Here is an 8,846-nt window from a genome sequence, read left to right as displayed (position 1 = left end):
GAAAGCACCGCCGTTCGCGCGACGCTCGCGACGACCGCGAAGGCCCGCGAAGGCCCGCGAAGGCCCGCGAAGAACCGCCACAGCAGGCGTGGTGGTTCGGCGCGCCCGCGTGCGCCGACCGTTCTTCCGCCGCCAGACGCCACCGCCGAGCATTCAGCACCTGTTCCACGAGACGCACGTGCCGTACGCCGCCTGACGGCACCACGCACGACGTTGCGGCCTCGTCAGTAACCGAACAGCATTGCGCCCTGACCTCATTCTGGGCGCACGAGATGCACCGCCGCGTAATCACTCGACACGCGTACGGTAAGACGTCCTCTTACTAGAGTGAAAACCACCGTCGCTTCCCAAGGCCAGCTCGTGATCCCGGCCGAACTACCTCAGCAGGATGGCGATCGAGGCCGGTCAGGAGTTCGACATCGAGCGACTCGACAGCAGGGAGTACCTGCTGCAGCGTCGTGCGGTGACCGCGAATGAGGGCGCCGTACAGTGGTCGCGCGATGCCGAATGAAGACCGCCTGATCGCCGCAACAGCCCTGACGCGCGATCTCGCCGTCGTCACGAGAAACCGGACTGATTTCGAAACGGCGGGCGTTCGCATCATCGATCTCGGGAGCGCGCAGTTGACGAAGGGGCTGGGCTCGTCCATCACGTATGCATCACCCGGCCCTTGGCACTTCTACCGAACGTTGCGTCGCGACGGTCACAGGCCCGGCCTGATTCTCGCGATGCTCTTGCTCCACATGCTGTCGCGGTTCACCGGCACACCACCGGTGACGCGCACGATAGCGAACTTGACGGGCAGAACGCCGAGCAGTTTCGCACAATTCGTGGCGACCCATCGCGAAGAATTACTCGCTCGGCCGACCTGCTGAACGCCGGGTCGCTTGACTTCATTTTGCAGGCGGCAACCTACGCTCCCGAGGGTCCCATATGAATAGTCCGTCGGTTTCCCAAGCAGATGAAGATCAAGTGCGCCAGCTACTGGAGCACTGGGCCAGAGCAACTCAGAAAGGGCGGCAAGACGAAATTCTTGTAAATCATGCACCGGACGTGCTCATCTATGATGTCCTTCCACCAATGAAGTACGAAAGCGCCGCTGCATATCGCCGTAGTTGGGAGGACTGGCAGCCCGACACTCAGGGCGAAGCACAGTTCACATTGCAGGATCTTTCCATCACCACTGGAAACGTGGTTGCCTTCGCGCACTGCTTCATCAAGTGCGGCGGGACTCTGCCTGATGGAAAGACGTTTGATGACGTGGTTCGTGCCACCTTTTGTCTTCGAAAGATCGGTGGATCGTGGCAAGTCGCACATCAACACATTTCCAAACCGTTTCAACATGGCGGCGGCGCGTGAGCAACGGGCTTTCGGCGCTGGCGATGACGCTCGGTACGAGGAGGCTCTACGGGGCTGAGACACATGGCATGATTCCTCGTGACCGATGGATGATCGATGGATGATTGATGAAGCATGCGGCGCGCCTAAGCCAGTGATGGCTCACAATTTGCTGCGGCGACAGTCGCACGCTGCGCGTAGATGCGCCGGCGCCGTACGTGGCGCCCCGATCTGGAAACTTGAGCGGCCGGCGCGCGACGCCGTGCGGTTCGATGCGAGCGCTGCGCGATACACTCACGCACATCTGAACATCCTTTCTCAGGAGCCGCTCGTGGAATTCATCACGCAGTTCGTCGAAGAACTCGACCGCGAAACCGAGCGCAGTCGCCGGACGCTGCTGAACGTGCCCGACAACATGCGGGCGTGGAAGCCGCACGAACGGTCAATGGAATTGGGTGATGTCGCCGACATGGTAGCCACCATTCCCCATTGGTTGGCGATGATGGTGAAGCAGGACGAAATGGACATAGCCCCGAAGGACGGAGTGCCACGGCAGGGCCCGCATCCGCAAACCAGTGCCGAGTTCGTGGCGGCACTCGAGAAAGCCGCCGGCGATGCGAAAGCCGCCCTCTCCGCGGCTGACAACGCGCATCTTCAAGATTCGTGGCGTCTACTGGTGGGCGGAACGGTCGTGTCCGACACGTCGCGCCAACTCATGCTGCGCGATACGATGAACCACTGGGTGCATCATCGCGGACAGCTCACGGTATACCTGCGCCTGCTGGGCGCCGATGTGCCGGCAACATATGGTCCGTCGGCCGATGACAAGCGGTTCGACTGACGCTCGGCATGCCGCGACGGCGACACGGGAGGGCCCTTCGCACACCTTTGAGCGCGCCGAGTACGCCAGCCACCTTTGGAGAGGGTCTTGCGCTAGGATGACGTATGACGCCGCCTCCAGCCAGCCCAACGCAAACCCGTAGCCCCGCGAATTCCCTCAAGCCCGGTGACATCGGCGATCCGTCGGTCATGGAGACCAGCGCGGTGGCCGCGGCCTTGGAAGTCGATGTCGAAAGCGGGCTCGGCGCTGAGGAGGCTGCGCGTCGGCTCGCACAGAACGGAACCAATGAGCTGCGCGCTGCCCCACCGACTCCCGCGTGGCGGCGCGCGCTGGCGCAGTTCCAGGATCCGCTGATCTACCTGTTGCTCGCGGCGGTAGCGATCGCTCTCGTCGCGTGGTGGGTTGAAGGCCGGGTCGGCTGGCCGGTCGACGCCCTCGTCATTGCGGCTGTCGTGCTGCTGAATGGCGTGATCGGCCTGGTGCAGGAAGCGAAGGCGCAGAACGCGGTGGCGGCGCTGGCCAAGATGACGGCGGCCACCACGACCGTGTTGCGCGACGGCAAAGAGCAACGCGTACCCAGCGCCGAGCTGGTCCGCGGCGATGTGATCGTGCTGGCTGAGGGCGACTCCGTCGGTGCTGATGCGCGCCTGCTGCAAGACACGACACTGCGCGTGCAGGAGGCTGCGCTCACCGGCGAGAGTGAGGCCGTACTCAAGGCCACCGCCACGCTGCCCAAGCCGGCGCCGTTGGCGGACCAGCTCAACATGGTCTTCAAGGGCACGGCTGTCGCGCAAGGCACTGGTCGAGCGCTGGTCACAGCAACCGGCATGGAGACCCAGATGGGTGGGATCGCGGCGCTGCTCGAAGCCACGGTCGAGGAGCCAACACCGCTGGAAAAGGAAGTCGCGCGCGTGGGGCACACACTGGGCGTGGCAGTCGTGGTCATCGCCCTCGTGGTGGTAGGCACCATCCTGCTGATGTCCGAGATACGCAGCACCGCCGATGTGGTCCACGTGTTGCTGCTCGGCGTGTCACTGGCGGTCGCCGCGGTGCCCGAGGGGCTTCCCGCCATCCTCGCGGTGGTGCTTGCACTCGGCGTGCAGCGCATGGCCAAACACCATGCCATCGTCAAGAACCTGTCGTCGGTGGAGACGCTGGGCTCCGCTTCGGTCATCTGCTCGGACAAGACCGGAACGCTGACGCGATCGGAGATGACCATCCAGCGCGTGATGACGGCCTCGGGCGACACCCACATCAGTGGCGTGGGCTATGCGCCAGAAGGCAAAGTCGAGCACGACGGTGCCGAACTGCCCGCCGGGCCGCTGCACGATGAAACCCGGGTGGTGCTCAGTGGTGGCAGTCTGGCCGGCAACGCCGATCTGCGCCAGGCAGAGGGCGGCGCGTGGGAAATCCACGGCGATCCCACCGAAGCGGCATTCCTCGTGGCCGAGCGCAAGCTAGGGGCCGGCACGGTCACCGCGCGGCGCGCACGGCGATTCGAGCGGGTTAGCGAAATCCCGTTCACATCAGAGCGCAAGCTCATGACAACGATCGAGCGCGACCACGAACACGGCGATGAGCTGGTGGCGATCACCAAGGGCGCCCCCGACGTGCTGCTCGGCCGATGTACCCGAGTGCGTGTGGGGCTGGAAGTCATCGCGTTGGATGAGGCCATGCGGGCGCGGCTGCTGGCCGACGTCGACACCCTCACCGACGCCGCCCTGCGCACGCTGGCGGTGGCGTACCGGCCGCTAGCGCCTGGCGAAGACCCGGCGGTCGCGGAGCAAGTGGAACGCGAACTGATCTTCGTCGGCACCGTGGGCATGATCGACCCGCCGCGTGAAGAGGCGGCGGTGGCCATCCGCGAAGCGCGCCGGGCCGGAATCCGGGTCGTCATGATCACCGGCGATCACCCGAGAACGGCCGCCCGCATTGCCGCCGATCTGGGCATCATCGACGCGGGTGCACCGGCGCTCACGGGCGCCGAGATCGATGCGCTCGACGAGGCAGGCTTCGCGGCGGCGGTGCGCACCACATCGGTCTACGCCCGGGTCGCGCCGGCACACAAGCTTCGCATCGTCGACGCACTGCAGGCCGACGGCAACATCGTGGCGATGACCGGCGACGGGGTCAACGACGCGCCGGCGTTGAAGGCGGCCGACATCGGGGTCGCGATGGGCGTGACCGGTACCGAAGTGACCAAGGAGGCCGCCAAGATGATCCTGGCCGACGACAACTTCGCCACTATCGTCGTAGCCGTGCGCGAAGGGCGTGCCATCCTGGACAACATCCGCAAGTTCCTGCGGTTCTTGCTGTCGTCCAACATGAGCGAGGTATTGACCGTGTTCCTCGGCGTGGTAGGCGGTGGCGTGATCGGATTGACGTCCGCCGACACGGGGGCCAACGGCACTGTGGTGTTGCCGCTGCTGGCCACCCAGCTGCTCTGGATCAACCTCATCACCGACTCAGGCCCCGCGCTCGCGATGGGTGTGGACCCAGCAGGCGACGACCTCATGGCTCGCAAACCGAGGCAGTTGAACGAACGACTGATCGACGGCCGTATGTGGTCGAGCGTGATCCAGACGGGTCTGGTGATTGCGGTGCTGACCTTGCTGACGATGGATTTCTACCTGCCGAGCGGGTTGATCCCCGGCGCAGGCGACCTGACCACCGCCCGTACCGCAGGCTTCACGGTGCTCGTTTTCGCCAGCCTGTTCACTTGCTTCACCGCGCGCTCGGACACCACGAGTGCGCTTGCCGGACTGTTCGCCAATCACTGGCTGTGGGGTGCCGTCGCACTGTCGGTGCTGTTGCAAGTGGCTGTCGTGCACGTGCCGTTCCTGAACATCGCCTTCGGCACGGCTCCGCTGGCACTGGACCAGTGGCTGGTGTGCGCGGCGATGGCCAGCGGGGTGTTGATCTACAGCGAACTGCGGAAGCTCGTCAGCCGCCTTCGCGGTCGCTAAATCAAGCTGCCCCGCAACGCGGCGAGCATGGCCCTGCACAAACGGTCGCCGCTGACGTTCTTCGTCCTGGTGTTTGCGCTGTCCGTTCCCTTCTTTGGGCTTGGCAGCCTGACCGACTTGCAGTTGATGCCAGGCCTGTCCGTCAGCGCGCTCGCGACGTTCTGCCCTCTGGTCGCCGCGCTGCTGCTGCTACGCCGAGAGAGCGGCACGACGAGTGTGCAGGCCCTACTGAGTCGATCCGTCGACTTCAGTCGCATCACCGATAAGCGATGGTACCTGCCCATTCTGCTGCTGATGCCCACGGTGAGTGTGGTCGTGTACGAGCTAATGCGCGTGCTCGACCTACCGTTGCCTCTCTTACCCACACAGCCGCAATCCGCCGCTCAGGTGCTGGCGAACTTGCCGATCGGGTCGGCGCTACTGATGTTCGCAGCATTCGTCGTCGGCGCTTTGGGCGAAGAGCTTGGCTGGTCTGGCTACGTGCTCGACCCGCTGCAAAAGAAGTGGGGGGCACTGCGGGCTGGCGTGATCCTGGGCGCAGTGGGAGCGGCGTGGCACCTCGTGCCACTGCTGGCCATGCACCGGTCAGCTACGTGGATCGCCTGGTGGTGCGTCTACGCCGTTGCATTCCGGATTCTCCTCGTCTGGATTTTCAACAATACCAGCGGAAGCGTGGTCGGTGTTGCTCTGTTTCACGCCACCCTGAATCTCAGCTTCTTCCTGTTCCCGGTAAACGGCTCGCACTTCGATATCCGTCTCGCCGCCTTGGTGATGTCGGGCGCGGCGGCTGTGGTCGTCGCATTTTGGGGACCCAAGAGTTTAGCCCGTGATAGGGCGGCCGGCCGACGGTAGTTCGGGTCACCGGCTTTCGGCAGGCGGCGTGCGAGTGCACGAGTCCGACTACCCTCGGGCGCGTTCCATGTCATCTCACCACGTTGCCCGTGATTGGTCAAGTGCGGCACGAAACCCGCAGGGCTGCAGGGCTGCGCCACTGTTTGCATCCCGATGTCCCCGTACCGCGACGCGCGCACGGTCCGCTTGTCTGCCCCGGAGGAATTTCTGCTTCCTACCTCTCTTGCCGTTCTCTTCGCGACTGTCAGCATGACGCTGGTGCCGGCTCTCGTGCTCGTGTGGGGCTGGCGCCGGGGCTTCTTTCGCAACCTTGAAGATCAGAGTCGCGTGATCTTCGACGAGCGCGACTGGCAGCTCTCGCGCCCATGGGAGTCTGATGCCGAGCGTCTCGACCGAGCGCTCGCCCACGGAACACCACTCGCGCCGACCTTAGGAGAATGGGGCGGCGCCGGGGCCGACGGGGCCCCTCGATGAGCGCGCCCGCGACCACGATTCCGCGCGACGAGCCTGGACTCGCGCCCGGCGAGATTGACGCGGTTGCGCGATCGCGTGGCTTACAGCCCGACGACCTCGACGTTCGCATCCGCGCCGACGCGTCGAGCCGTTGGGCGGTGCTCACACTCTACGGTGTTGCCATCGTGTGGCTGCTGGTGGGCTCCGTGTTCGGCGACATCGCGAGCATAAAGCTGCACTGGCCTGACTTCCTGACGCGCCAGCCGTGGCTGACGTTCGGACGCGTGCGCACGGCGCACCTCCACGCGGTGAACTACGGCTGGGCAACAGCGGCGCTCATCGGCACGTCGCTCTGGCTGATGCCTCGACTGGTGCACACCGAGCTCAAAGGCGTCCGCACGGCGATTATCGGTTCGGCGCTGTTCACCATCGGCATTGCGGTCGGCATCATCGCCGTGTTGATGGGCTACAACGACGGAATGGAATGGCTCGAGGCTCCGCGCTATGTAGCGGGGCCGTTTTTGGTTGTCGGCGGAGGCCTCATCGGCCTGTCGTTGTTTCGCACGGTCGCTGCCCGGAAAACGGAGCACCTGTACGTCAGCGTCTGGTACATCCTCGGCGCCTTCGTCTGGTTTCCCATGCTGTACATCGTTGGGAAGTGGCCGACGTACGTCGGTGTCGAGAGTGCGGCCGCCAACTGGTTCTTTGCGCACAACGTGTTGGGCTTCTGGCTCACGGCCATGAGCCTCGGCGCCGCCTACTACTTCATCCCGAAGGTGCTCGGCCGCCCCGTGTACAGCTATCAGCTCAGCGTGGTCGGCTTCTGGTCGCTCGCGATGTTCTATTCGCTGAACGGCATGCACCACCTCGTGGGCGGTCCGCTGCCCACCTGGATGATCACGACGTCCATCGTGGCCAGCGTGTTCATGTTCATCCCCGTCGTCGCGACCGGCATCAACCTGCACATGACAGTCGTCGGACGATTCGGCGCGCTGCGCTACAGTCCGACGCTGCGCTTCGTCGTGATCGGTGCGCTCTGCTACACGGCGGTGTCGCTGCAAGGATCGTTCACGGCGCTGCGCGAGGTCAATCGCCTCACGCACTTCACGCACTGGACGGTCGCGCATTCGCACGTGGGCGGCTACGGCTTCGTTACGTTCATCGCGTTCGGCGCGATGTACTACGTGGTGCCGCGTCTCGTCGGGCATGAGTGGCCGAGTGCGAAGCTCATTCGCTGGCACTTCAACCTGGTGCTGGGCGGAATTGCGATCTACGTGGTGTCGCTGTCGTGGGCCGGGGTCCTGCAGGGTCTCGCGTTGCTCGATCCGCAGCTGCCGTTTCAGGTCTCGGTTGAGCGCACGCTGCCCGGGTTGTACGGGCGCTCGCTGGGCGGGATTATCCTCACGCTCGGACACGTGGTCTTCGCGTATCACTTCTGGATCATGCTGCGCATGCCGGAGTTGGCGCGGCGCACGCGTCCGCCGTTCCACGACGCACAACCCGTGCTGTACACGGCGGAAGCGACGGCCGACCACGAACGGGAATCGCACGAGCGGGGCCGCACATGAGCGCCGCGCGCAATCGCGACAAGCGCGACATGATGGCGCAGTCGACGCTCGTCGCCCTCGGGGCCTTCGCCGTCATGGCCAGCGCGATCTGTGTGCTGGTGGTCGTGCCGCACATGATGCTCCGCACGGTCAAGGCGCCGCCGCAGCTCGAGCCCTACACCGCGCAACAGCTTCGCGGGCGCGAGTCGTACATCGCGAACGGGTGCGTGTATTGCCATTCGCAACAAGTGCGCGACCCGTCGTTCACGACCGACATCGACCGTGGCTGGGGCAGCCGCGCCACGGTGCCGGAGGACTATGTGTACGACCGGCCGCATCTTCTGGGCACGATGCGGACGGGGCCGGACCTGATCAACGTCGGGCAACGGCTCCCCGACCTCGATTGGCACCTGATTCATCTCTACGATCCCCGTGCCCTCAGCCCGTGGTCGACGATGCCGGCGTTCCCGTGGATGTTCGAGGAGAAGCGTCCGGCGGATGTGCAAACCGGTGACCACGTCATCCGCATTCCCGGGCCGCGCGCGCCCAAGGACGTGGCGATCGTCGCCAGGCCCGAAGCCTTGGCGCTCGCCGACTACCTGATCTCGTTGAAGCGGCAGTACCCCATTCCCGACTCACTGCGCGCGCGCGACCGCATGGCAATCGGCGGTGATGACCACGGAGGTGGCAAATGACGGGGCGCGATCCTCTCCCGGGCGCACGCCCCGCGGCGACGCCGGCGGGCGCGGGTTCACGCCCGCCCGTCGTACCGGAGGGGGGGAGCGGTAGTGTCGACCTGCACCCCGACGTCGAACGGCTGCACCGTGCCGTGCGACGCGAGCCCAGCGG

General features: G+C 65.1%; 10 protein-coding genes. All 10 read left to right on the top strand.

From position 1 onward, the window contains the following. On the top strand, positions 1 to 196 hold a 196-nt coding region (locus ACLL97_RS10830; protein ID WP_411280484.1), incomplete at its 5' end, for a hypothetical protein. Positions 197 to 388: 192 nt separating this feature from the next. Further along, positions 389 to 511: a hypothetical protein gene (locus tag ACLL97_RS10825; protein WP_411280483.1), complete on the top strand. Its 123-nt coding sequence runs from the start codon at positions 389 to 391 to the stop codon at positions 509 to 511. Then, complete coding sequence (locus tag ACLL97_RS10820; RefSeq protein WP_411280482.1) at positions 501 to 875, top strand: hypothetical protein; 375 nt, start codon at positions 501 to 503, stop codon at positions 873 to 875. Before ACLL97_RS10825 ends, ACLL97_RS10820 begins: the two co-directional genes overlap by 11 nt. A 58-nt stretch (positions 876 to 933) precedes the next feature. Beyond that, positions 934 to 1,359 (top strand): YybH family protein, encoded by a 426-nt coding sequence (locus ACLL97_RS10815; RefSeq protein ID WP_411280481.1) that lies wholly within the window; start codon positions 934 to 936, stop codon positions 1,357 to 1,359. Between the two features lie 310 nt (positions 1,360 to 1,669). Beyond that, entirely contained in the window at positions 1,670 to 2,179 is a 510-nt protein-coding gene (locus tag ACLL97_RS10810; RefSeq protein ID WP_411280480.1) for a DinB family protein, read from the top strand. 188 nt (positions 2,180 to 2,367) lie between these two features. Next, positions 2,368 to 5,145 (top strand): cation-translocating P-type ATPase, encoded by a 2,778-nt coding sequence (locus ACLL97_RS10805; protein ID WP_411280485.1) that lies wholly within the window; start codon positions 2,368 to 2,370, stop codon positions 5,143 to 5,145. Positions 5,146 to 5,172: 27 nt separating this feature from the next. Next, positions 5,173 to 5,997, top strand: a complete 825-nt coding sequence (locus ACLL97_RS10800; protein WP_411280479.1) for a type II CAAX prenyl endopeptidase Rce1 family protein — start codon at positions 5,173 to 5,175, stop codon at positions 5,995 to 5,997. 249 nt (positions 5,998 to 6,246) lie between these two features. After that, a complete protein-coding gene (locus ACLL97_RS10795) occupies positions 6,247 to 6,471 on the top strand; it encodes a hypothetical protein (RefSeq protein ID WP_411280478.1) in 225 nt (74 codons plus the stop codon). After that, on the top strand, positions 6,468 to 8,018 hold the full coding sequence (locus ACLL97_RS10790; RefSeq protein ID WP_411280477.1) for a cbb3-type cytochrome c oxidase subunit I: 1,551 nt from the start codon (positions 6,468 to 6,470) through the stop codon (positions 8,016 to 8,018). The genes ACLL97_RS10795 and ACLL97_RS10790 overlap by 4 nt, the downstream gene beginning before the upstream one ends. Further along, on the top strand, positions 8,015 to 8,692 hold the full coding sequence (locus tag ACLL97_RS10785; protein ID WP_411280476.1) for a cbb3-type cytochrome c oxidase subunit II: 678 nt from the start codon (positions 8,015 to 8,017) through the stop codon (positions 8,690 to 8,692). Before ACLL97_RS10790 ends, ACLL97_RS10785 begins: the two co-directional genes overlap by 4 nt. The last annotated feature ends 154 nt before the right edge of the window (positions 8,693 to 8,846 follow it).

Origin of the sequence: Gemmatimonas sp. (genome assembly GCF_046594945.1) — a bacterium.
Classification (GTDB): Bacteria; Gemmatimonadota; Gemmatimonadetes; order Gemmatimonadales; family Gemmatimonadaceae; genus Gemmatimonas.
The sequence above is the reverse complement of the archived record's forward strand: the minus strand, read 5'-3'. Positions and strand labels throughout refer to the sequence as shown.